This window comes from Olivibacter sp. LS-1, assembly GCF_008245145.1.
Classification (GTDB): Bacteria; Bacteroidota; Bacteroidia; order Sphingobacteriales; family Sphingobacteriaceae; genus Olivibacter; species Olivibacter oleidegradans.
Genome location: NZ_CP041643.1, coordinates 2,922,850 through 2,946,844 on the forward strand (window position 1 = coordinate 2,922,850; position 23,995 = coordinate 2,946,844).

17 protein-coding genes are annotated in these 23,995 nt (G+C 41.7%); 10 read left to right on the forward strand and 7 right to left on the reverse strand.

Features of this window, described 5'->3' with window-relative positions; all coding sequences use genetic code 11:
* Positions 1 to 2 precede the first annotated feature (2 nt).
* From FKG96_RS11745 to FKG96_RS11765, 5 genes are all read left to right on the forward strand, one after another.
* Positions 3 to 2,150: a TIM-barrel domain-containing protein gene (locus FKG96_RS11745; protein ID WP_207303794.1), complete on the forward strand. Its 2,148-nt coding sequence runs from the start codon at positions 3 to 5 to the stop codon at positions 2,148 to 2,150.
* A complete protein-coding gene (locus tag FKG96_RS11750) occupies positions 2,147 to 3,331 on the forward strand; it encodes an alginate lyase family protein (protein ID WP_207303793.1) in 1,185 nt (394 codons plus the stop codon). Before FKG96_RS11745 ends, FKG96_RS11750 begins: the two co-directional genes overlap by 4 nt.
* Positions 3,332 to 3,458: 127 nt before the next feature.
* Positions 3,459 to 5,345 carry an alpha-L-fucosidase gene (locus tag FKG96_RS11755; protein WP_242627349.1) on the forward strand — a complete coding sequence of 629 codons (1,887 nt, stop codon included), beginning with the start codon at positions 3,459 to 3,461 and terminating at the stop codon, positions 5,343 to 5,345.
* Between the two features lie 10 nt (positions 5,346 to 5,355).
* Positions 5,356 to 6,612: a glycoside hydrolase family 88 protein gene (locus FKG96_RS11760; RefSeq protein WP_130857577.1), complete on the forward strand. Its 1,257-nt coding sequence runs from the start codon at positions 5,356 to 5,358 to the stop codon at positions 6,610 to 6,612.
* 105 nt (positions 6,613 to 6,717) lie between these two features.
* Positions 6,718 to 10,902 carry a two-component regulator propeller domain-containing protein gene (locus tag FKG96_RS11765; protein WP_130857576.1) on the forward strand — a complete coding sequence of 1,395 codons (4,185 nt, stop codon included), beginning with the start codon at positions 6,718 to 6,720 and terminating at the stop codon, positions 10,900 to 10,902.
* 66 nt (positions 10,903 to 10,968) lie between these two features.
* On the opposite strand, the gene FKG96_RS11770 is transcribed toward FKG96_RS11765, so the two are convergent.
* The 3 genes from FKG96_RS11770 to FKG96_RS11780 form a co-directional block, all read right to left on the reverse strand.
* The gene (locus FKG96_RS11770; protein ID WP_130857575.1) at positions 10,969 to 11,970 is read right to left on the reverse strand and encodes an aldo/keto reductase; all 1,002 of its coding nucleotides are present in this window, start codon (positions 11,968 to 11,970) and stop codon (positions 10,969 to 10,971) included.
* Between the two features lie 76 nt (positions 11,971 to 12,046).
* On the reverse strand, positions 12,047 to 12,964 hold the full coding sequence (locus FKG96_RS11775) for a helix-turn-helix domain-containing protein (RefSeq protein WP_013666140.1): 918 nt from the start codon (positions 12,962 to 12,964) through the stop codon (positions 12,047 to 12,049).
* 117 nt (positions 12,965 to 13,081) lie between these two features.
* Positions 13,082 to 13,333, reverse strand: coding sequence for a hypothetical protein (locus FKG96_RS11780; RefSeq protein ID WP_130857574.1), 252 nt, complete (start codon positions 13,331 to 13,333; stop codon positions 13,082 to 13,084).
* A gap of 109 nt (positions 13,334 to 13,442) precedes the next feature.
* Here FKG96_RS11780 and FKG96_RS11785 point away from each other — a divergent pair, with 109 nt between their 5' ends.
* Positions 13,443 to 14,084 (forward strand): hypothetical protein, encoded by a 642-nt coding sequence (locus tag FKG96_RS11785; RefSeq protein WP_130857573.1) that lies wholly within the window; start codon positions 13,443 to 13,445, stop codon positions 14,082 to 14,084.
* Between the two features lies 1 nt (position 14,085).
* Here the strand turns inward: FKG96_RS11785 and FKG96_RS11790 are convergent, their stop codons facing one another.
* The 3 genes from FKG96_RS11790 to FKG96_RS11800 are packed head-to-tail and all read right to left on the reverse strand — an operon-like array spanning position 14,086 to position 16,798.
* Positions 14,086 to 15,165, reverse strand: a complete 1,080-nt coding sequence (locus tag FKG96_RS11790) for a dipeptidase (RefSeq protein WP_130857572.1) — start codon at positions 15,163 to 15,165, stop codon at positions 14,086 to 14,088.
* 9 nt (positions 15,166 to 15,174) lie between these two features.
* Positions 15,175 to 16,299 carry a D-TA family PLP-dependent enzyme gene (locus tag FKG96_RS11795; RefSeq protein ID WP_130857571.1) on the reverse strand — a complete coding sequence of 375 codons (1,125 nt, stop codon included), beginning with the start codon at positions 16,297 to 16,299 and terminating at the stop codon, positions 15,175 to 15,177.
* A 28-nt stretch (positions 16,300 to 16,327) separates the two neighbouring features.
* On the reverse strand, positions 16,328 to 16,798 hold the full coding sequence (locus FKG96_RS11800) for a RidA family protein (protein WP_013666145.1): 471 nt from the start codon (positions 16,796 to 16,798) through the stop codon (positions 16,328 to 16,330).
* 291 nt (positions 16,799 to 17,089) lie between these two features.
* On the opposite strand from FKG96_RS11800, the gene FKG96_RS11805 reads away from it, so the two are divergent.
* On the forward strand, positions 17,090 to 18,070 hold the full coding sequence (locus FKG96_RS11805; RefSeq protein ID WP_013666146.1) for a sugar phosphate isomerase/epimerase: 981 nt from the start codon (positions 17,090 to 17,092) through the stop codon (positions 18,068 to 18,070).
* A gap of 167 nt (positions 18,071 to 18,237) precedes the next feature.
* Here the strand turns inward: FKG96_RS11805 and FKG96_RS11810 are convergent, their stop codons facing one another.
* On the reverse strand, positions 18,238 to 19,263 hold the full coding sequence (locus FKG96_RS11810) for a LacI family DNA-binding transcriptional regulator (RefSeq protein WP_013666147.1): 1,026 nt from the start codon (positions 19,261 to 19,263) through the stop codon (positions 18,238 to 18,240).
* Between the two features lie 236 nt (positions 19,264 to 19,499).
* Between FKG96_RS11810 and FKG96_RS11815 the strand changes: the two genes are divergently transcribed.
* From FKG96_RS11815 to FKG96_RS11825, 3 genes are all read left to right on the forward strand, one after another.
* Positions 19,500 to 20,234 (forward strand): rhamnogalacturonan acetylesterase, encoded by a 735-nt coding sequence (locus tag FKG96_RS11815; protein WP_013666148.1) that lies wholly within the window; start codon positions 19,500 to 19,502, stop codon positions 20,232 to 20,234.
* Between the two features lie 8 nt (positions 20,235 to 20,242).
* Positions 20,243 to 21,226 (forward strand): pectinesterase family protein, encoded by a 984-nt coding sequence (locus FKG96_RS11820; protein WP_149105545.1) that lies wholly within the window; start codon positions 20,243 to 20,245, stop codon positions 21,224 to 21,226.
* A gap of 157 nt (positions 21,227 to 21,383) precedes the next feature.
* Positions 21,384 to 23,864 carry a glycoside hydrolase N-terminal domain-containing protein gene (locus tag FKG96_RS11825; RefSeq protein WP_130857569.1) on the forward strand — a complete coding sequence of 827 codons (2,481 nt, stop codon included), beginning with the start codon at positions 21,384 to 21,386 and terminating at the stop codon, positions 23,862 to 23,864.
* Positions 23,865 to 23,995: the final 131 nt, after the last annotated feature.

Sequence of the window (23,995 nt, forward strand, 5' to 3'; positions counted from 1 at the left end):
GAATGAATAATATACGTTATTATAAACTTTTATTTTTTCTGCTCATAACATGCTTTAAAAGTTACGGGCAGGAAATTAATTGGACGGAAGTATTGCCAGGTGTTTGGAAAGGCGTCGTAGGGAAGCCTGAATCTTATAACTTATTAACTGCCGCTGGTGTGACGCCCCGGTCGGAAGCAATTCGAAAGTTGAGTAATACTTCATTTCCGTTCGTAATGGCTGATGTTTATGGAGGTACGGTGGATGGAAAAACCTACCTGCGTTTTCCTTTGGATTCGTTGGAACAACTATTTGGTTTCGGTCTTCACTTTCAGTCCGTGCATCAGCGAGGGAAAATTTTGCGATTACATGTCGACCATTATGGAGGGGTAGATAATGGCCGAACACATGCACCTACCCCTTTTTATGTTTCTTCAAATGGTTATGGCGTTTTTATCAATAGCGCACGTTACTTGGATGTATACGCTGGTTCTGCAGTGCGAAAGGATAGTAAACACCCCCCTCAAGCAAAGGATCGCAACGTTGATAAAACCTGGACAGCACGACCTTATAGCGATGCGGTTGAAATATTGGTCCCTGCTGCGGGTGTGGAGTTTTATGTCTTCGGTGGACCGACACCCTTGGATGCCGTTCGTCGATTCAATTTATTTAATGGGGGTGGTGTATTGCCGCCTCGCTGGGGATTAGGTTTTACCCAGCGCGTCCAACGACTGTACAATGCTGAAGAGGTGGAAGAGGAGGTGAAAGCTTTTGAACAAAGGGGATATCCTTTGGATTTTGTAGGCTTGGAGCCCGGATGGCAAAGCAAATCATACCCTTGTACTTTTGAATGGGATCCAAAGCGCTTTCCCAATCCAGAAGCTTTGGTGCAAAGATTGCTAAAAAAAGGTGTCCGAATTAATTTGTGGACGAACCCCTATGTTTCTCCCGCGTCGCCGATTTTTAAAGAAATTAAACCTTTTACCTCCTCCCATACGGTATGGGTAGGCTTGGTGCCCGACTTAATGATGGCGCAAGCTAGAAACACCCTCTTTTCTCAATGGCAACGAAGCCAAGTCGATATTGGCATTAGCGGTTATAAGATAGATGAAGTTGATGGAGGCGATCACTATTTGTGGCCTGATGTGGCATCCTTTCCTTCCGGTTATGCTGCCGAACAGATGCGGCAGACCTATGGCGTGCTTATGCAGCGATATAGTACGGGCTTATATAGAAAGGAGAATAAGCGCACTTATGGTTTAATACGAGGATCCAATGCGGGTGCGGTATCATTCCCTTATGTTATTTATAACGACTATTACAAGCATGAAGATTTTATTACCGCATTGGTAAATAGTGGTTTCGCCGGCGTGCTGTGGACACCGGAAGTTCGTGCTTCCAAGAGTGAAGAGGAATGGTTACGGCGTTTCCAGTCGACTATTTTTTCTCCGATGGCCATGATTAATGCCTGGGCAAGCGGCACAAAACCCTGGTCTTTTCCCGATGTGGAGGCGCACGTAAAAGAAGCAGCACTTTTGAGAATGCGCATGATGCCTTATTGGTACAGCGAATTTGCTAAATATCATTTTGAAGGAACGCCGCCATTTCGCGCTATGAATTTAGAAGAGGGTTTTACGCTAGGGGAATCAAAAAAGGTAGTGACAAACGATCTGGAAAAGAATCCTTACGCAGAAGCATATCATCGAGAAATTAAGGATCAATATATGGCGGGTGAATATCTTCTGGTGGCACCCATGTTTACGGGGCAGACGAGCAGAGAAGTGCTATTGCCGAAAGGCAACTGGTACGACTTTTACACGGGGGCATATGTAGGCAATGGCGAAACCATCACCGCCACACCGGGCTTAGATAAAATACCGGTATATGTGAAAGATGGAGGAATAATACCATTCATGCCTCCTTTGCTACATGCACCTAAAGCTGGTGAACAAGTCGCTATTGAGGTTAGGCACTATGGTAAAAAAAACGGTGAATATGATTTATACGAGGATGACGGCGAAAGTTATGATTATGAAAATGGAGAATATAGTTTTAGAAAGATAAAGGTTGAACGTGGGAAGGAGGGCAATTGGGAGGGTTGGATAGCACCGCCCGAAAAAGGGAAGCCAAATACGATCGAAAAGGTAACGTTTAAATTCATGACGCCATGAGGTATTTAGACTACATGATCTATGTATGCTTGCTGGTGGGTAGCTTGTGCGTATCGTGGGTAGACCTGGCGATCGATACGTCTTATGAAAAAGAGGCGGAACAAATTCTAGGCAAGCAGATTTTACGGCGAGCAGCATGGGCTATGCAACAGCAACCGGTAACGATTACAGCGGAGCAATCGTCAAGAAGCAGCGGGGGAAAGCACGATTTCTTTTCTGAAGGTGATTATTGGTGGCCTAATCCCGCGGATCCAAATGGTCCTTATATACAACGTGATGGTATGACAAATCCGGATAACTTTGTCGCTCACCGCAAGGCAATGATCCGCTTTAGTCAGATAGTAGGTGCCTTGGCTTCCGCTTATCGGCTAACTAATGACGAAAAATATGTTATGCATGCCTTGAAGCATCTGGAAGCATGGTTTGTGAATCCTGAAACGCGGATGAATCCTAATCTTTTGTACGCACAGGCAATTAAAGGACGCTTTACCGGGAGGGGCATTGGTATCATTGATACCATTCATCTCATGGAAGTTGCACAGGGAATTTTAGTCATGAAGGATGCTGCGGTTTTTTCTAATGGACGGCTAAAACAATTTAAAGCATGGTTTTCGGCTTATTTAGCGTGGCTGATCAATCATCCCTATGGTAAGGATGAAATGAGTGCAGAGAATAACCATGGGACCTGTTGGACAATGCAAGTGGCTTCCTTTGCGAAGCTCGTGGGTGATGAGCAATTGCTGGATTTTTGTCGCAAACGATACAAGACGGTTTTGTTACCTAATCAAATGGCACAGGATGGTAGCTTTCCACGTGAACTTAAACGTACCAAACCTTATGGTTATTCGCTTTTCAATCTGGACGCCATGGTTATGTTATGTCAAATAGCTTCCATACCGACGGATAATTTATGGGATTTTCAATTGGCAGATGGGCGTTCGATAAAAAAGGGAATGACCTTCATGTTTCCATACATAAAAGAAAAGGACACTTGGCCCTATGCAAAAGATGTGATGTATTGGGATTATTGGCCGGTTGCACAGCCCGCTTTATTGTTCGGTGCGAAAGCCTTCGACGAGAAGCTTTGGTTAGCCACGTGGAAAAAGCTCGATCATGAGCCAAAGGTAGAAGAAGTAATTCGAAATCTACCAATTCGAAACCCTATTATTTGGTTTAGGTAGTTGAGTCGTTAACTGGTTAATAGTTGAATAGTTGAGTGGTTAAATAGTTGGGTTGTTAAATGGTAGAATAGTAAAATAGTTAGTGTGGGTCGAAGACGATTGCAGAAATCTGATAACGGATAAAATAATGAGAAAACGAAATTACCTTTTATACTTTCAAGTCTTTAGTATTGCTTGTATGCTGAACACTGCGCTGTATGCACAGGACGTGGGTGACGAGGGAACAAAAATGTACAATGATCCAAAGATGCGGGATATCACAGCTATTGAAGAGGCGAAAGCGGGGTGGTGGACCGCCGCCATGCGTAAACACAACCAACGGATTGCTTGGTGGCGGGAAGCCAAATTTGGTATGTTTATTCATTGGGGAGTTTATTCGCATGCAGGTGGCGAATGGAAAGGCAAGGAAGTGGGCGGTTATGCGGAGCATTTGATGCGTAAGGAGAAGATCAGTCGACGTGATTACTTAGCTTTGGCAAAGCAATTCAATCCGGTACATTTTAATGCAGAACAGTGGGTACTGGCAGCAAAAAAAGCCGGGATGAACTACTTTATCGTTACAGCCAAGCATCATGACGGCTTTGCAATGTATAATACGCAATATTCCGATTTTAATAGTATAAAGCAAACGCCTTTTCATCGTGACCCCATGGCCGAAATAGCACAGGCTTGCCGCAAATATGGTATGAAATTCGGCTTTTACTATTCGCACGCTTTTGATTGGGAACATCCGGATGCGCCCGGTAATGATTGGGAGTACCATAATCCCGGTGGTGATAAATTGATCGGAGGTGCCGATTGGTATGATAAGCATCCGGGATGGCTTCCGAAAGCCCAACGATATGTAAATGAAAAGGCCATTCCACAAATTCGGGAGCTATTGCTTAATTACCACCCGGATATATTATGGTTCGATACGCCGCACAAATTACCTTTCTCGGAAAATCTGCGTATTTTGAAAGCAATACGAGAAACTGATCCTGAGGTCGTCGTTAACGGCCGCCTCGCGCGTAGTACGGGCGGAAATTTTGGCGATTACTTGAACACGGCCGACAGACCCGCGGAATTTTATCCGGTAAAGGGCGACTGGGAGGCCATTCCTACTACCAATGAATCCTACGGATACTCCAAATATGATCATAGTCATAAACCCGCCTCGTTCTTTATCCGTTTATTGGCAAAAGCCGCTTCAAGAGGAGGTAACCTACTCATGAACGTCGGACCAATGGGGGACGGAGCCTTTGATCCAAAGGATACGCGGATATTGGATAGCATTGGAATTTGGATTAACAAGAATAAAGAAAGTATCTATGGATCAACTCCCACAACTCTACCTGTTCAATCCTGGGGCGTAGTTACGCAGCGCGAAGATAAATTATACTTACATGTGTTCAATTGGCCAAAGGACGGAAGGTTACTGGTTGGAGGTCTGAAAAACGAAATCCGGCGAGCATATTGCTTAAATAATCAGAAAAAAAACTTCGCTACAGCGCGGATCACCTTAGAAGATCTCGCTATTGAGCTTCCTGCTCAGGCGCCGGATCCAGTTAATAGTGTAATCGTTATTGAATTGAAAAATAAGGTGTTGTCGGTAGATAACGCCCGACTTTTGAATGATCATATTCCAAATCGTTTACTTGCCTTTGATGCTATATTGATCGGTAAGGAATTTAAGTATGGCGATGGGAAGTCGAACCGATACTATGTTGATGGATGGAAAACTTGCAAACAAAAAATGTACTGGCCAATTCGTGTCATCAAACCTGCACCTTACCGGTTAAGGATAAAATATAGTGCTAACACCCTAGGTAGTTTATACGAGATCAGTATAGGTGAAAAGATGTTAAAAGGCGAAACCAAAAAGAATAAACCGAACGAAGATTTTGTAATAGATGACTTAGGGGAAATCGCACTTACTGATTCACGGTCTATGCTTGAGCTCAAAGCTGATCGAATAGTGGGAGATGAACTTATGAAACTGTTTGAAATTCAGTTAATACCTATTAATCCTTAAAAAACTAGTTATGATTTTTATATTCGTCAATACCCGTCAGTCAGACCTGAAACAACCGAAGCGAATTGCATCCCAATGCAGTGTTGCAATTGCATGCCAACTATTGTTTTACTATTTGTTCCTTCCGCACTTGTCTTATAGCCAAGTAATCCCAAAAGAAAAAGAAATGTGGCAATTGGCTGAAAGACAATCCAAATTAATGATCAAGGAGTTAGCGACTGTTCACCAATCAGATACCTCCTTGGTTTCTCCCCGGTCGCTGTCAGAAAAGGGGGATTTAATTGTGGTAAAGCGAAGCGATTGGACAAGCGGTTTTTTCCCGGGTGTGTTATGGTATCTTTACGAGTATACGGGTAACCAAGATTGGAAACGGGAAGCCCGTAGGCTTACGACTATGATAGAAGACGAACAATACAATGGCAGAACGCACGATATGGGCTTTAAAATCTATTGTAGCGTCGGTAATGGTTATCGCTTAACAGATGATCCGCATGATCGGGAAGTACTTATTCAAGCCGCAAAAACCTTGGCAACCCGTTTTAATCCAAAAGTGGGTTGTATACGCTCTTGGGATCATAACAACGATAAGTGGGATTTTCCTGTTATTATTGACAATATGCTCAACCTAGAGTTGCTGTTTGCAGCTACCAAGCTCACGGGCGATTCTTCTTTTTATAAAATTGCGGTCAGCCATGCAAATACAACCATGAAGAACCATTTTCGCGCCGACTATAGCACCTACCATGTTGTTGATTACAATCCTGAAACGGGTAATGTGCGAAAAAAGAATACCCATCAGGGATATCGCGATGAATCGACTTGGGCAAGAGGTCAGGCTTGGGCTTTGTATGGATATACAATGTGTTACCGCGAAACAAGAGATCGCCGTTATTTGAAACAAGCTGATCATATAGCTAAATGGCTTTTCAGCCAGCCTAATATGCCAAATGATTTGGTACCCTATTGGGACTTCAACGCTCCACAAATACCAAATGAATCCAGAGATGTGTCAGCCGCTGCAGTTATGGCTTCTGCATTATTGGAACTAAGTGGTTTTAGTAAGGAACGCAATGCATACCGAGAAAAAGCTACACGCCTTCTAAACAGTTTGATAGACCACTATACCACTAACATAGGTAGGAACCGCGGCTTTATTCTCATGCATAGCACGGGTTCTAAACCGGCAGGAATGGAGGTGGATAAGCCTTTAAGCTATGCCGATTACTATTTTTTGGAAGCGCTATTAAGAGCGAGAAAGCTAAAGTAATAACGCATCCAATTTGTTTTGGCCAGATCACAAAACAAGCTCATTGTTTCTAATATATTCCGTACTTTTACGCTAACCAAATAGTGTTAACCTAGTATTCAATCAATGAAATGTTTTTTTGCGAAGCCTTTGTTGGTAGTGATTAGTCTTTTAACAAGCTTCTATATTTTGGAGGCAAAAGATATCCGATTTTTACATCTCGACGTAACTGAAGGGTTATCTCAAGGAAGTGTATTTGCGATCGTACAAGACTACAAGGGTTTCATATGGATCGGTACACGAGATGGTTTGAATAAATATAATGCACGCAAATTTATTGTTTATAGAAACAATCCAAAAGATACTACTTCATTAGGTGATAATTTCATCCAGTCGATTGCAGAAGATAGCAAGAAACGATTGTGGATCGGTACAGGAAATGGCCTTAATCTGTACGATCGTGCACTTGATAATTTCAGAAGGATTCCCTTAGCTAATGTTGAAACAGCAAGTTCTCCAAGCGAACCCGCGGTCCATTTTATTATGGAAGATCACGACCATCAGGTGTGGGTGGGAACCAATCAAGGGCTCTACCGGATTAAGGAGGATACGCAAATTGTTGCGGAACTGGTTTTTAATAATATCTCTGTAGACATCGGTGACGAAAAAAGATATTTTAAGAATATTCGATCAATTTATGAAGATAGTGAACATAAACTATGGTTTTGTACTGATGAAGGTGTAGTTTCCACAAGCTATGTGCCCCCTTATAAGAAGCTTAGGATTAACCGCGCTTATCCAACTTATGCAAGGTTAACGGAAGCGCGTGACCAGCGTGCCGTAGCCATTTTGGAAATAAGTCCTCATGTTTTCTGGATTGCAACAAAAACCAACGGTATAGCTGTGCTGAATGAAAAAACAGGCGAGATTAGCTACCACAAACATATCGAAGGCGATCCATACAGTCTGCCTAGCAATGATATCCGATCTATTACCAAAGATCGGAAGGGAAGACTGTGGATAGGAACATTTAATGGCTTAAGCTTATATGAACACGGACGGTTTAAGAGTTTTCACGCTAATGACAATGACGAGTACAGCTTAAGCAACAATTCTATCAGGCCGATATATCAGGATAAAAGGGGATCCATATGGATTGGAACTTACTTTGGTGGCCTGAATGTGATTGATAATGATATACCGGCTTTTAAAAATTTTGCCCATCAACCTCATAACAATAGCCTAAGTTATAATGTAGTAAGCTCTTTCGCCGAAGATGGTATGGGCAACCTAATAATCGGAACGGAAGGTGGCGGGATAAATTACTTAGATAATCGTCAACTTAAATTCAAACATGCTAAATACCAAGCAGGGGAAGCGGGAAGCCTGAGTCACAATAACGTGAAATCGCTATGTATTGATCGTGAAGGTAACTTATGGATTGGAACATACGATGGAGGCCTCAACTTAAAGCGGAAGGGTGCAACGAATTTTGAACATATTAAGCATAACCCAAACAATGATCGTTCACTTTCCAATGACAATATATATGCTTTAGCTGAAGATAGTAAAGGAGACTTATGGGTAGGGACTTACGGTGGCGGTTTAAACGTTAAGCGTAGAGGTGACCGAACGCTTTCTTTTGACAAATATAATCTAGAAAATAAAAAGCTCTCCTCTAACATGGTTCGATCCATTTATGAAGACTCACAGGGAAATCTATGGGTAGGAACACAAAACGGATTAAATCTAAAACGACGAGGCAGTGACTATTTTCAGACTTTTGTTTGCGATCCCAATAATCCTAAGTCTATTAGCGGAAACGACATCATCAGTATACACGAAGACGGCTTGCATCGCATTTGGGTAGGAACTTATATGAATGGACTGAATTTATACCATCCCAATGATAACAACTTTACGCACTTTAATGCAAATATGGGACTGCCCGGAAATAATATTTTCGGAATCTTGAGTGATGACCATCACAATTTATGGTTAAGCACCAATGCGGGCATATCTTGTTTTAATCCGAATACAGAGAGCGTTCGAAATTACAATACCATCGACGGATTAATTGGTGATGAATTTATTTACGGGGCGTATCATAAGCTGGCCAATGGTACCTTAGCTTTCGGAAGTTCGGCAGGGTTTACATTGTTCGATCCGGACAGTATCAGTATCAATTATTTTGAACCGCCTGTAGTTTTTACGGATTTACGCCTGTTTAATAAGAAAATAGTGCCGGAAAGCCAAAGTGTCATCGACAAAGATATTTCTTTATTGGATGAGTTGGTCCTTAATCACAAGCAATATGTCTTCAGCGTTGAATTTAGTGTTTTGAATTATATACATGCTGATAAAAATAAATATGCTTATTTGTTAAAAGGATTTGATAATGACTGGAACTTTGTAAATACACCCATTGCCACCTATACTAATTTAGATCCCGGGACTTACGAATTGATGGTTAAAGGAACCAATAATGATGGGATTTGGAGCAAACCAACAAGCCTTATAATTCATATTTTGCCGCCACCTTGGAAAACTTGGTGGGCCTATGGTCTATACCTATTACTCGTAAGTATAGTCGCCTATTTTGTAATCCAGTTCCTTAAAGGAAGAAATCAATTAAAACACGAATTACTACTGGAGCACCTCGCTTTGGAAAAACAGAAAGAGATACACGAGGCAAAGCTTAACTTTTTCACGAACATATCGCATGAATTTAGAACGCCGCTTTCTTTAATTGTAGGGCCTATTGAGCGTTTGCAGGAAGAAGATTTGCCAACAAATGCGAAGCCGCTTTTGCATAATGCTTATAAGAATGCAAATAGATTGCTGAATTTAGTAAATCAATTACTCGATTTTAGAAAGCAGGAGAGTGGCCATCTTGATTTACAGATACAGAAAACAAACCTTGTGCGGTTTGTGGAAGAAATTGTAAGTAATTTTCTATTCCTTGCGGCAAAAAAAAATGTTCAGATTACTATTGAAAATAAAATAAATGATGGCGTCGATGTTTGGATAGATCATGAGCAGATGGAGAAGGTGCTCACCAATTTACTTTATAACGCCTTTAAGTTTACCGATAGTGAAGGGCGGATCAAGGTACAGATCGAAAAAAAAATAGAAACGCCGATATACCCATCCGGAAACTGTATTATCGAGGTTTGGGATACCGGTTGCGGTATTCCGGAAAAACATCTTCCTTATATATTTGCTCAATTTTATCAGTCGAAATCCTATGAGGATCAAACCCACACCGGTTCTGGAGTAGGTTTAGCATTGGCTCAGGGTTTGGTGAAAATGCATCATGGAAATCTTTCCGTGCGAAGTAATCTCGCAAAGGAGTTGAATGATTTTAACACGGTATTCCGAATTGAATTGCCGCTAGGGAAATCACACTTCAAAGCAACGCAATTATTAGCAAATGAAAACAAAATGGAGCTACACAAGGTGAACGATTTAAACGATGCGCTCTCTTGCGACGCAAAAGAGGAGGAAGTAGTTGATAACTCAACTAACCAGTCGGTCGTGCTGATTGTAGAAGATAATGTAGAATTGCGACGATTTATTGTGGGAAGCTTGCAGGATAAATTTAAAGTACTCGAAGCTGGAGATGGCTTGGAAGCTTGGCCGATTGTTGAATCAATACAGCCGGATATTGTGGTAACAGATGTAATGATGCCTACATGCGATGGAATCAGCTTACTTCGTAAGATCAAAGGAGAAAAAAATACGAATCATATTCCCGTCATCTTATTAACGGCGAGAACCGCAGACCCCTATATGATGGAGGCTTTCAAGGAAGGTGGAGATGATTACATTACGAAGCCTTTTAGCTTTAAATTGTTGGCGTGGAAAATTGCCAATATGTTGGAAAGCAGAAAACGACTTAAAGAGAAGTTTGTTCAGGAGTATTTATTGCAACCACATAAGACTGATGTTGTGGAAACAAATAGCTTTATGGACGATGTGATCACAATTGTAGAGGAGAATTTAAACGATGATAACTTCAGTGTGCACGCATTGGCAAGCGAAGTGGGAGTCAGCCGCACGGTGCTGTATCGTAAAATAAGGCAACTATCGGGCTTGAATTTAGTGGAATTTATTAAGGTTGTACGTCTTAAGAAAGCAGCACAGTTGCTTGAGACGAATAGCGGGTTAACTATTAGTGAGATCGCCTATAAAGTCGGATTTTCTGATCCGAAATATTTCAGTAAATCGTTTAAAGCTTTTTATCATAAATCGCCAAAAAGGTATATAGAAGACGTGATGGAACAAAAGAGCAAACTAAACATGATCTAAATGTAAGGTGTTCTATAAGCAAGTTATTAGACTTTCCCGAACACCTTACATCTTCATCTGATCAATTTAGTTATTTACTAACTTTAAAGCCCCTTCACTGTAACGTTGGCCCGTATTTGGATATTTATCCATGAGTTTCTGTATCTCGTCTAAATCAGACTGACTAAGATGAACGTCTACGGCTTTTGCATTCTCTTCCAAGTACTTTCTTTTTTTGGTGCCTGGAATAGGGATCATGTCTTTTCCTTGTGCAAGCACCCAAGCTAAAGCCAATTGAGCAGGTGTAATTTGCTTGTCGTTGGCCATTGCAGCAAATTCGGCTGCTAACGACTGATTATTGGCGAGGTTTTCACCGCTGTATCTAGGTAAGGTTTTTCTGAAATCGCTTTCGTCTAAACTGTTGACATCCAGTGTGTTGGTTACCAAGCCTCTGGCGAGCGGTGAATAGGGAATCAAACTGATATTCAGTGCGCGTGCTGTGTCTAAAATTTCACCTTCTACATCCCTGGTCAATAGCGAGTACTCACTCTGTAAAGCCGCGATCGGGTGTACAGCATGGGCTTTTTTCAAGGAACTTGCCGAAGCCTCGCTTAAGCCAAGGTAGCGTACCTTTCCTTCTTTCACCAATTCAGCCATGGCGCCGACGGTTTCCTCTACGGGAATGTTTGGATCGACACGATGCGCGTAATAGAGATCGATGGTATCGATCTTAAGCCTACGAAGACTATTTTCTACTGCTACTTTTAACCAAGCTGGAGAGCCGTCAAAATAGGTGCCCGAGGCGGCGCTAGGGCCTGCTTTACCATCTTTAAAGCGGAAACCAAACTTGGTAGCGATAAAAACTTTATCGCGATTTGGAACAAGCACCTTTGAAATAAGCTCTTCGTTTGCGCCGTTTCCATACATATCAGCTGTATCCCAGAAGTTGATACCTAAATCAAGCGCTTTATGTAAGGTTGCTATACTTTCGTTATCGTCGGTTGGGCCATAAGCAAAACTCATCCCCATGCAACCAAGTCCTATAGCAGATAATTGGGCTGTTGTGTTACTTAAATTTCTGTATTCCATATGTTATGTTTTTTTAACAAATTTAGGATGAATAAGATAGGCTGTCCTATACTAATCAAACGACTTATTATAAAATTCACACATGCACATACTGTTCTCTGAAAATGCCCGGTGTCATCCGCGTTTGTTTTCTGAAAAAGTTGTTGAAGTACGGTGGATAGGAAAAACCTAAACTATAGGCGATTTCCGAAATGGTCCAATCTGAATGAATGAGAAGTGCCTTTGCTTCTTTAACTAACCGTTCGGCAATATGCTGCGTGGTTGTTTTGCCGGTGATTTCTTTCACTGAACGATTTAAGTGATTTACATGCACCGAAAGAATGTTCGCGTAATCTTGTGCAGAGCGGAGCCCCAATGTCCTTTCTTGACTATCGATTGGAAACTGCCGTTCTAAAAGATCCAAAAATAAATCGCATACGCGTGAAGCGGAAGAATGTGGTAAGTAACTTCGTACAGGTTGCATTTTCATCGCTTCATGAATAATCAATTGGAGATAATTACGCAGCAGATCGTATTTATGCACGTAGTTAGTGGTAATCTCCTCCATCATCTTTTCGAAAAGCTCACTCACAGCCCGACATTGTGCCTCGTTTACAAAGAAAACGAAGTCGCCACCCACCTTAAACAGCGAGAGCTGATTTAAAAGAAAATGTGGGCTGTCAGTTTGTAAAAAAGACGCCGTAAAGAGGCAAAAATAACCTTCCTGTTTATCACTGATTGCTTCCCATGAATAGGGAACGGTAGGATTTGAAAACAGCAAGGCAGGGCGATCGATATCTACCCACTTATCTGCATAGTAAAGTCGTCCGGAACCAATGATTAGTGAGATTTTATAAAAGTCCCGCCGATTGTATGGTGTAGATCGAAAACAATTCTCCCGTGTAAATACATTAAAGTGGCCCAAACCATTGGCATTATTGGTTGAAAGGCCAAATGGATTAGCCCGTGGGTTTCTATTATAAAAGTCTTGTAAGCTCTCTGCTTTATTGATCATATTTGTTCTCCGTTCCTCATTACTAACGAAAATACGAAGATTATAGTCTTTTGTCAATTAGGCAATAACACGCCCAACCCATCTTTATGAAAGTCCTACAAAGCCTACGGCTTACAGCTAATTACCAGCTAGTTCCTTCTGCTCAATAGCTTTTCCAATCGAAGTTAGACTGGCTTGGTCCAGTTCACCCCAAAGCTGTACCCACTCGTTGCTTTCTTCCTTTCGAATTTCTGCTAGCTGCTTGTCTTTATCAAAACAGCTATAATAAGGTGCGCCATCACTTGTTTCCAGTTGATCCACGCGTAGTGTTTTTTCCGTTCCTTGAATATGAGCCTTTATATTAAAGGAGATGTCCGCTGTATCTGCCATAACAATCGTTTTCTATCCTATTTGAAAAACAGTTAATATATTATATTGTTTGTATATTAGTATAACCGTGCTGCGGATTTGAAAGACCAAACATGATATACTAATTTGCATGAACGTAATAATCCACGAAAAAAAGTGGCTCCATATAGGCCTATTCTTACTTATCGGTATATTGGGTTTAGGGGTGCTGAAGGCTTTGATACCGGCTGCCTTTCTAAAAAAAGTGACCGGGACGGTACAAGAAATACAGCAAAAGTATAGTGCTGAGGGAGATAAAAAGTTAATCCTAATTTCATTTAAACAACAACCACTGCTTAAACATAGCTATGTAAATAAAGACTATCTTCCAAGCCCGCAAGTGAGTGAAATTAAAGAGCAATCGCAACTGGTAACTTACATATCGAGGAATGGAGGGGATCGTTTTTATGGGCTTGAATTAACTGATGGTACGCTTATACAGTCGAAGCGATGGGATTTATTGTCAGCCTATTTAAATCATTCTTTCGTGATTTTTACGTTAATGGCAATTCCCATTGGACTTTACCTGATTTACGGAAAGAAATTATTACAGTATAAACGTGATTGGATAGGATTTGCTATCTATGCCCTTACGCTGGCCTTTGTTTGGGGAAAACTGCATATTTTCTTGATGATATTACTGGTAATTGGCTTAATTCAAATAGGAAAAAGACTTTCAAAGCAAAAGGATGAGCAGGTGACAAACGACATCGATCTACCTGCTCAAACCTAAATTAATTGTTTTGCCATGCCTTCCTTAAGAACCGTAGCCAATTGCCATGACATATCTTCACAATATCGTCGGCTGTATAGCCCCGGTCAGCCAGCTTTTCATTGAATGATTGTAGGTCGGCAATCGTCTCCAAATCATACGGGCATTGCTCTTTCCCAAAGGCACCATCCAAATCTGATCCAATACCGACGTGGTTGCAATTTCCGGCTATTTGACAAATGTGATCGAGATGATCTATCAATACGTCCAGATTGCACTGCATCTCTTTCGGTGTGGAAATGCCACGCTGCCAATTGGGAACCATCATCCAAGCATCTAAAGCGCCACCTATAACGGCCCCTCGTTCAATCAGCACTTTTATTTGTTCATCGCTAAATTGCCGATTGTGATTAACCAACGCTCGGCAATTATTATGGCTCGCCCAAACAGGTCCATTGAAATGATCCAATGCCTCCCAAAAGCTATCATCACAAAGGTGTGTTGCGTCCAATATGATGTTGAGCTTCTCCATTTCTTCCAATAATTTACGCCCTTCGGGTCCCATAAAGCCTGTTGCATCCGTCCCTTGGGCATAACGACCAGGTCCGTAATGTGCCGGGCCTACCGCACGAAGCCCACTTTGCCAAGCTAGGTGCAAATGCTCAGTGGTGATTAGAGAGTCCGCTCCCTCTAAACTTAAGATGTAGCCAATCACTTTCTTTTCGGATGGAGTGCCTTCATCCTTCCATAAAGTGACATGCGCTTCCAATGACGTTAAATTGTTTATTTGACGCATCTCACCTTTGGCCTCCATGGCCTTGTACCACGCCAATTGCCCTTGCGTTTGTGCCCAGGCCTGTTCAGGCGAATGCCATCCGGGTAATGGATTATCGGGTGCAACATATCGGGCAATTTGAGTGGCTACTACAAGGCCTATATGGCCTTTCCGCAATTCGGGTAAAGATACCACCGCCTTCCCGCGGTCGGGTTTATCAGTCAACCCTTCTTCTCGTTGGTTGATTTCCTTAACAGATTTGGTTAAATCTCGGTTCCATTCCAAGGCATTCATGCTCAAATCAAGATGGGCATCTATAATAAACATAGTATGTCTTTAAATTGTAAGTTTTCGTTTCCTGGCAATGATCTGCCACTCGCCGTTCCACTGATTATCTGTAACCGCAAATGCGGTATCGTATAAAGCAACTGTCGGACAAATGTGATACGGTATTCCGTACAGAACATCGCCAACTGTATAATCGCCGGTATCGGAAACTTCTATAACAAGATGTTCCTCACTATGCGATATAGCACGGGCCTCCGGCGCGTTTATAAAAAACACTCGTTTACCCAACTCATTTTCGGAAGCAATAGCTTTATGCCCTAAGTCTAAACAGAGCCTTTTATCATCTATAATTGAGATAACCCTACTAAGGACAAGGGCTGCTATTTGAAAGGGTTGCTCCGTGAAGAGATTTTGATAACCCTTATCCCAAAAGATAAAGGTTCCGGGACTACATTCTACGTCGTCTCGCTCGCTCGCAGCATGAATCGGAAAGGTTGGTGTCCCGCCTGCAACAATGATGAGACGCCGTTGGTAAAGCGCATTTAATTGTACAATAAGTTGCTCGATTTCCGTGAAGTAGCGATGGCATTGATTTTGACGTGCCTCTAGTGATGCTTCATGAATATGGCCATCATAACAGTGTAAACCTAAAAGTATTAAATTCGATAGCGATGAACATTGTTCGGCAAGAGCAGAAACTTTATCGGTTTTAATACCGGTACGGTTCATGCCTACATTGATGTCGAAATAAATATTTAGGTTGAAGCTTTCAGCAAAGGCCACCTGATTTAATTGGCTGGCAATATCAAATTGATCAACCAGGCAGGCGAAAGACGTATTGGGAAATCGCTTTACAAGCGCGATAAAGCGATTAATATTAGGTCCGACAGGTTGGTATGCCAGTAATACATCCTGAACGCCACAATCGCCTAACAGCTCTGCTTCCGCAATTGTGGCGCATTTGAATTTGTTGATACCTGCTAGTTGCAAAAGCTGTATGGCGTCAGCCGATTTGGATGTTTTGATATGCGGGCGAAGCTTGTCGACTGATTTAACCATCGACATCAGCAGCTGAATATTATTTTTTACAAGCTCCGGGAAAACAACAAGTGCAGGTGTCGATATATCTTCTACATTGCTAATTCTATATGTAGAGGCTATTTCAGTTTCCATATTATCAGATTAGTAGATTGGCCGATTCTTATTCTATTTCAAACAGTGCTTCTACTTCCACCGGAATATTGTCGGGTAAACTTCCCATACCGACGGCACTCCGTACGCCGATACCGTTTTCTTCGCCCCATACTTTTGCAAATAATTCACTGCAACCGTTAATAATATAAGGATGTTTCTCAAAATTACCGGTACAGTTTACCATGCCCAATACTTTAATAACACGTTTTACTTTATTAAGGCTTCCTAAGTTCGTTTTGATCGTCGAGAGCATCGTTAACCCTACCTGTCGCGCCGCCAGTTTACCGTCTTCCATATTGATGGTTTCCCCGATGCGGCCTATAATGAGACTTTTATCGTCTCGGACAGGGCCATGTCCCGAAAGATAAAGATACTTTCCATCAATTAAATAAGGCTTATATACACCTAAAGGTGCCGGTGCAGGAGGTAAACTTAACCCAAGTGCTTCAAAATTCTTATCAGCGTCTATAAATTCCATGTTTTTATTCTTTTGTTATTTAGTACGTCTATAAATGTAGGATATTGTTTCTATTTGGCAAAACCTTTCAAAGCGATATGCTCTAAGCCGTAAGCCATATGCCTCTTAAATAGCAAAATAAGAATAAAAATACGTGTCGCGTACGATTCCATATGAACTTTTTTCAAGTAAATGACAACTTCGTCATAAAAGCTTAGTGCTTACTGCCAGTTGCTTACCGCCAACATCAACTTGATTTTACCATAAATAAGTGTAAATTAGACGAGCTAAATTATCCTATAACACTTGAATATGGTATCTAGAAGAAAATTTATAAAGCAATCCGGCCTAGCCGTTGCTTCTGCTATGGTAAGTAGCCAGGTATTAGCCGCATGTGGTAACAAGCGTCCTCAGGAAGCGGAAATAGGCTTGCAATTATACACAATGCGTGATGAGCTTGCGAAAGACGCGAAGCAAACGATCATGAAAATAGCTAATATCGGTTATGGACATGTCGAAACTTTTTATGATTACGGTACAGAAAAAGGCTCCGGCAAATATTGGGGCTTAAGTACCGAAGAGCTAAAAAATGTGTTGGCAGACAATAATCTGCAGACCTATAGCGGGCACTATCAGCTGAATAATTTTCTAACAATGGGGAAGGGGCAAGAGGACGAGTTGAAAGCACAAGCAGATATTGCCGTTAAGCTTGGTCAACGTTATCTAATTGTTCCGGTACCACCCTTTAATCTTATCGATAAGTTAACGCTTGAAGACTTTAAATTTATGGCAGAACAGCTGAATAAAGGTGGTGAATATTGTAAAAGCTTGGGACTTAAAATTGGATACCATAATCATTTTTGGGAATTTAGAAGCTATGGACCAGACAAAAGAACAGGATATGACGTACTTGTTAGCGAAACGCAACCTGACTTGGTTGCTTTTGAATTGGATATGTTTTGGGCAATAAAGTCCGGCGCTCATCCAATAGAACTATTTGCCAAGTATCCTAAGCGTTTTGAAATGTGGCATGTAAAGGATATCGATAAATCAAAACCGGATGTTATTGTTGGCGAGGGAAAAGACTCACTCCCTTCAATGGATATCTTAAAGGACATCAAATTTGCAGAAGTTGGAACAGGAGCAGTAGATTACAAGGCGATCTTCAAAAAGTCGGAGGAAGCAGGTTTAAAACACTTCTTCGTTGAGCAGGATGGTATTTACATGGAGAACCATTTTGAAAGCATCCGATTGAGTTTTAATTATATTAAAGATAATTTGATTGGGAAATAGTTAAATAGTTGAGTGGTAGAGTAGTTGAGTCGTTAAGTGGTAAAGTAGTAGAGCTGTTTAGTGATTCGGCAATAAATAATAGAAAAGTAGTAGGAGCCGTAGCACCAACTATAACTTTGCTAAGTGATATAAATGAGGCTGACAGCTGATTTCCGATTGTCTAAAGCCTACAGTAGTTTACCCGGAATCCGTTCGATCAACTCCGTTCCTAATACGATGGATTCGTGCTCATAGACGGGATATTTACTTTCAATGAGCTGAATTAAACGATCAGTCGCCACCCTGCCCATTTCAAAGGCAGGTTGGCGTATACTCGAGAAATCGGTGCTGAATAAATCCAGTACGTCACTGTTTGAAAAACCGGCTATAGCTGGCATATAAGCCTTGTCGCCATATTTTTTGATTGCCGTTAAGCAACCAATACTGAGGCGATCGCTCGCCACGAAAATCGAATCGGGTTTTTCATCCATCGATAAAAAATATTGAACGGCAGCATCCACCTCTTTTTGATTACTGCCTCCATGATGACAATACGTAATGTTAGCCTCCTCAATAGGAATACCATTTTCTGTTAGCGCCTCTCTATATCCCGCTAACCGTTCCTTTGTAATAGAAAGATGGGGTGCATTCGCTAAATGAGCGATCTTTCTGTAACCTTTTTCTATCAGGTGTTGAGTCGCCATTTTTGCACCATTTCGATTATCGGAAGACACTTTGTGCGTGGCTAGCCCATCATAGATGCGATCAAAAAAGACAATTGGTAAACCGGCATCATGGAGTTTCTTAATATGATCAAAATTGGTCGTTTCAGCGGATAGAGAGATGAGAATACCATCTACTGATCGGTTTGCTAAATGTTTGATATTCATCACTTCTCGGTCGTACGAGTCATGCGTTTGCGTAATAATGATATTATAGCCATTTTTATACGCAATGGATTCGATACCGTCAATTGCCTGCGAAAAAAAGCTGTTTGCTACCTCGCAAACCACCACCCCGATGGAATAACTCTTACGTTGTTTTAAGCTTAAAGCAATCGGATTTCGTTTATAGTTGTTTTGTTCGGCATAGGCCAATACCCTCTTTTTTGTTTCCGGATTGATCTCATAACTATCACTTAAAGCCCGGGAAACGGTAGAAGCGGATAGATTGAGTGCTTGAGCAATGTCTTTTATTGTTATTGGTTTAAACACATTTAGCTTTTTTGAATATCAAACTTAGCTAAAAATGACTTTAAATGCAACGATTTCCAATAGCTTGGTCGCGATTTTTGTTAATTGGAAGATATCGTGACGGTTAGGTGCAAACGATACCGGTATCGTTTGCGCTAATTTTCTTGTTTGGCTTTTCCATCTTTGTTTAACAATTATGTAAACTTGCCGGTAAACGCTTACAACCAAATTAGAAATCTTAACGTACCAACTGAGAAATGGAAAAGAAAAAATTACTGCTTCTGCTGTTTTGTAGCCTGTTGTTGTACGCTTTCACCAAAAGACAACCTACTACCCTATGGATGATGGGCGATTCAACGATGGCTATAAAAGATGCCGATAAGTACCCTGAGACGGGCTGGGGCGTCCCTTTTGCCACTCTATTTAAACCAAGCGTGCGGGTGAGAAATATGGCAAAAAATGGGAGAAGCACGCGCTCGTTTATTGATGAAGGTCGGTGGCAGGAAATCTACAATCAACTCAAATCGGGCGATTATCTTTTTATTCAATTCGGACATAACGACGAAAAGGTGAATAAGCCAAAGGTAGGTACGGATATAGCCACATTTAAAGCCAACCTAAGTATGTTTGTCGAAAAAGCCCGCGAAAAAGGGGCTGAGCCGGTGTTGTTGACTTCTATTGCACGACGCAATTTTGAACAGGGAGTTTTGGTTGATACACATAAAGGTTATCCGGCGGCAACTCGGGAGGTGGCGGATAGTTTACAAGTGCCCCTAATTGATCTTACCGAGAAAACAAATCGCTTGTTAACTAAATTGGGTGAACGGAAGTCCGAAAAACTCTTCCTCCACTTAAAACCGGGACATAAAAACTATCCGGAAGGGGTTGTCGATAATACACATTTGAATAAGGAAGGAGCGATGACTGTTGCCAAATTAGCTGTGGAGGGGATAAAAGAGCTAAAGCTCAGCCTTGTCAAAGAGTTTAAATAAGATACATCATGGGAAGAGCTTTAAGCAGTATTGTTTTCTTAATTATCAGTATGGCTTATGGGTTAGCATCGGTAAAGCAATCGACAATCGTTGTAGCAGAGGATGGTTCGGGAGACTTTAAAAGCATTCAGGAGGCTTTCAATGCTGTTCCGGATTACAGCAAAAATGTTACCACTATTTTGATAAGACCCGGTGTCTACAAAGAACGTCTCCTTGCAAAGTCCTCAAAGCGGCGTGTCAAATTATTGGGAGAAGATCCTCATAAGACCTTGTTGACCTACGATAATTTTGCTGCCAAACTTAATCCGGAAACAGGAAAGAACTATGGCACTACCGGATCTTCTTCTTTTTTTATAGAGGCGGATGATTTCACCGCTGAAAATCTAACATTTGCGAATTCCTCCGGACCCGTGGGGCAAGCGGTTGCTGTTAACATAACCGGTAATCGTGTAGCCTTCAAGAACTGTCGATTCTTAGGCTTCCAAGATACACTTTATACAAAAGGGCCCCAAGATGATAAAAGCAAGGAAAGTTTGCAATACTTTGAAAATTGCTATATCGAAGGAACGGTAGATTTTGTTTTTGGCGCAGCAACCGCTCTTTTCATGGAATGTGAATTGCACAGCAAAGGTGATGGCTATGTGACGGCAGCTTCTACTCCACAAGGCAAATCCTATGGTTATGTATTTATCAACTGCAAACTAACAGCGGCAAATGCTGCCATTTCTGCGGCTTTAGGACGACCTTGGCGTCCTTATTCGAAAGTGGTTTATATTAACTGTGATATGGGCGAACATATTCGTCCTGAAGGTTGGGACAATTGGGGAAAAGAAGAAAATGAAAGGACCGTTTTTTATGCGGAGTACAATAGTCAGGGCGCTGGCGCAAATTCCGACAAAAGGGTCGATTGGGCTAAGATTCTGAATAAGGAAGACGTTGAGGAATATACTAAAGAAAAGATATTAGGTGATTGGGCTCCTTTTAACCGTTAATGTTAATATGGTCCTATAAGCGTAAACCGTGTTGTATACGGCCGTATCAATCAGGGGAATAATAATTTTGCATACATCCGAATGCCAACGTTGGAAAAATGGAAGGTTTTTAGTAATATTGAACCTGATAACCGATTATGCCATTAAGTTATATCCTATGATGCAAACAACCTTTCTACAGAAACGTGCATATATCCTTCTTTTATTAGTTGTGTTCATTTACTCAGCAGTTAATGCGACCGGATCGGATTCATACAAACTTTGGTATGATAAGCCCGCGGCCCATTGGAACGAGGCCTTGCCTATCGGTAACGGTCGGTTGGGAGCGATGCTATTTGGTGGTGTAAAGCAAGATCATCTGCAGCTGAACGAAGAGACCATTTGGTCGGGCGGACCGGGAAATAATAGTAGCAAAGATTTGTATTCGACTATGCAGGAAATACGGCGTCTGTTATTTGCAGGGAAATACAAAGAGGCTCAAGACCTTTCGAATAAAGAAATGCCAAGGGAACCGGAAGCAAACAATAATTACGGTATGTCCTATCAACCTGCGGGTGATTTATGGATTGATTTTTTACATGAGGGTGAAACAGTGGCATACCGGCGCGAATTAGATATTGCTGATGCGTTGTCTACGGTGACTTATAGAGTAGGTGAGGTAACCTATAAAAGAGAGTACTTAGCCACAGCTCATGATCAGGTAATAATGATGCGCGTGACCGCTGATAGAGCAGGAAGTATAAGCTGCAATTTGAAATTGAATACGCCGCATCTCATACATCAACAACATTTTATTGGCAATCGAATCTATGTAAACGGCACCTCGGGAGATAAGCAGAACAAAAAAGGTCAGGTTAAATTCTCAATTGCTGTAGAACCGAAAGTAAAAGGGGGGACGCTACAAGCAGAAGGAGAAATGTTGCGTGTACGTCAAGCGGATGAATTGACGGTGTATATAGCTATCGGAACAAATTTCAATAATTATCATGATTTGGGTGGGGATGCCCGCGAACGGGCTGATGATTACCTAAACACCGCGTTGAAAAAAAGCTACAGAAAAATCAAATCAAAGCATGTAGAAGATTATAGGCGATACTTTGATCGTGTATCGTTAGACCTGGGCCAAACAGTTGCTATGAATAAAGCAACTGATCAACGAGTGGCGGATTTTCATTTAGGTAATGATCCGCAATTGGTGTCGCTTTATTTTCAATTTGGCAGGTACCTGTTGATCTCTTCTTCCCGTCCAAGCACGCAGCCTGCCAATTTGCAGGGAATCTGGAATGATAAATTATCACCTCCTTGGAGTAGTAAGTATACCGTTAATATTAATACCGAGATGAATTACTGGCCTGCCGAGGTAACCAATCTGAGCGAGATGCATGAACCTTTGTTTGCTATGCTCGAAGATTTATCGGTTACAGGAAAGGAAAGCGCCTGGAACTATTACCGTGCTCGGGGTTGGAACATGCATCACAATACCGACATATGGCGTGTTACGGGGATTATCGATGGTGGTTTTTATGGTATGTGGCCAATGGGTGGAGCGTGGCTTTCGCAACATATTTGGCAACACTACTTGTTTAACGGAGACAATGCCTTCTTGGCTAAATATTATCCGATACTGAAAGGAGTAACGCAGTTTTATGTAGATGTGCTGCAGGAAGAGCCGAAGCATAAATGGTTAGTCGTAGCGCCATCGATGTCACCCGAAAATTCTTACCAATCGGGTGTAGGTATCTCAGCTGGGACTACTATGGATAATCAACTGGTTTTTGATGTCTTTTCAAATTTTCTGGAAGCAGCACATGTTTTGCAGGTAGACGAAGATTTTATGGACACTGTAGCTAGTAAACTAAAACGATTGCCCCCAATGCAGATCGGTAAACTCGGACAGTTACAGGAATGGATGGAAGATTGGGATCGCGCAGATGACCGTCATCGGCACATATCTCATCTCTATGGATTATACCCCGCTGCACAGATATCACCTATTCGGCACCCTACTCTTTTTGAAGCCGCTAAGAAGTCACTTGTTTTCCGGGGCGACAAATCAACTGGTTGGTCTATGGGTTGGAAAGTAAACTGGTGGGCAAGGTTACTGGATGGCAATCGTGCTTATAAATTAATAGCTGATCAACTGAGTCCTGCTGCTAATGATGGCAACGGCGAAGCAGGCGGTACTTACGCTAATCTGTTAGACGCACATCCACCTTTTCAAATTGATGGAAATTTTGGTTGTACCGCGGGAATAGCTGAAATGCTGATCCAATCGCATGATGGTTGTTTACACATTTTGCCAGCTTTGCCCGATCAGTGGCAGAATGGTGAGGTGAAAGGATTGAAAGCCCGAGGTGGCTTTATTGTGGACATAGCATGGAAAGATGGTAAGCTACAAAAGCTGAAGGTACATTCTCGACTTGGAGGCAATTGCAGAATCCGGATTGCTAGCGCGAAGATGGTCGATAAACTTGCTGTAGAGAAAGCAATAGGCGAAAATTCGAATCTCTTATATAAGGTACCCGAAATTAAAGAACCAATTAGTCACATAGGTCAATTAGCGGCAAATTATACGGAAGAATTCGAGGAATATGATTTACCAACTAAAAAGGGAAAGACTTATTTTCTCTTAAAGTAAGATACTTGTGAAAGCCCATTTACATTCTTGTTCCATTCGAGCTATATCCGATATAGGTACGCACTATAGAAACCGAAGGAATACCCAATGGGTAGCGGAGATATACCGAATGACAGGTGGATATAACGTGG

Coding starts and splice junctions, on each gene's coding strand:
- FKG96_RS11745 (WP_207303794.1), top strand. CDS start 3: ATGAATAATATACGTTATTATAAACTTTTATTTTTTCTGCTCATAACA.
- FKG96_RS11750 (WP_207303793.1), top strand. CDS start 2,147: ATGAGGTATTTAGACTACATGATCTATGTATGCTTGCTGGTGGGTAGC.
- FKG96_RS11755 (WP_242627349.1), top strand. CDS start 3,459: ATGAGAAAACGAAATTACCTTTTATACTTTCAAGTCTTTAGTATTGCT.
- FKG96_RS11760 (WP_130857577.1), top strand. CDS start 5,356: ATGATTTTTATATTCGTCAATACCCGTCAGTCAGACCTGAAACAACCG.
- FKG96_RS11765 (WP_130857576.1), top strand. CDS start 6,718: ATGAAATGTTTTTTTGCGAAGCCTTTGTTGGTAGTGATTAGTCTTTTA.
- FKG96_RS11770 (WP_130857575.1), bottom strand. CDS start 11,970: ATGGAATACAGAAATTTAAGTAACACAACAGCCCAATTATCTGCTATA.
- FKG96_RS11775 (WP_013666140.1), bottom strand. CDS start 12,964: ATGATCAATAAAGCAGAGAGCTTACAAGACTTTTATAATAGAAACCCA.
- FKG96_RS11780 (WP_130857574.1), bottom strand. CDS start 13,333: ATGGCAGATACAGCGGACATCTCCTTTAATATAAAGGCTCATATTCAA.
- FKG96_RS11785 (WP_130857573.1), top strand. CDS start 13,443: ATGAACGTAATAATCCACGAAAAAAAGTGGCTCCATATAGGCCTATTC.
- FKG96_RS11790 (WP_130857572.1), bottom strand. CDS start 15,165: ATGTTTATTATAGATGCCCATCTTGATTTGAGCATGAATGCCTTGGAA.
- FKG96_RS11795 (WP_130857571.1), bottom strand. CDS start 16,299: ATGGAAACTGAAATAGCCTCTACATATAGAATTAGCAATGTAGAAGAT.
- FKG96_RS11800 (WP_013666145.1), bottom strand. CDS start 16,798: ATGGAATTTATAGACGCTGATAAGAATTTTGAAGCACTTGGGTTAAGT.
- FKG96_RS11805 (WP_013666146.1), top strand. CDS start 17,090: ATGGTATCTAGAAGAAAATTTATAAAGCAATCCGGCCTAGCCGTTGCT.
- FKG96_RS11815 (WP_013666148.1), top strand. CDS start 19,500: ATGGAAAAGAAAAAATTACTGCTTCTGCTGTTTTGTAGCCTGTTGTTG.
- FKG96_RS11820 (WP_149105545.1), top strand. CDS start 20,243: ATGGGAAGAGCTTTAAGCAGTATTGTTTTCTTAATTATCAGTATGGCT.
- FKG96_RS11825 (WP_130857569.1), top strand. CDS start 21,384: ATGATGCAAACAACCTTTCTACAGAAACGTGCATATATCCTTCTTTTA.